The 359-nt window shown below is 42.3% G+C and carries 1 protein-coding gene; it reads left to right on the top strand.

Features of this window, described 5'->3' with window-relative positions:
- Positions 1-359, top strand: a 359-nt coding sequence (gene trpA / locus KH400_RS22680) for a tryptophan synthase subunit alpha (protein WP_217228494.1), incomplete at both ends; no start/stop codon positions are given.

Here is a 359-nt window from a genome sequence, read left to right on the forward strand (position 1 = left end):
CATCTCGCTCGTTGCTCCAACTTCTAAGCAACGAATGATAAAGATTGCAGAACGAGCAAAAGGGTTTTTATACTGCGTATCTTCATTAGGAGTAACAGGTGTTCGGAATGAACTAGATCCACGAGTATATGACTTTTTAAAAACTGTACGTGAAGCTAGCAGGATTCCAACGGCAGTTGGGTTCGGAATTTCTTCGAATGAGCAAGTGAAAGCAATGACGCAACATGCTGATGGAGTTGTAGTTGGAAGTGCCCTAGTCTCTGTTATTGGAGAACAGGAAGAGGCATTGCGAAATAAGGAAACAAGACCAGCAGCACTTCAGGAAATAAAAAAGTTTGTCACTTCGCTCATTTCGTCGT

It is taken from the genome of Desertibacillus haloalkaliphilus, assembly GCF_019039105.1.
GTDB lineage: Bacteria > Bacillota > Bacilli > Bacillales > KJ1-10-99 > Desertibacillus > Desertibacillus haloalkaliphilus.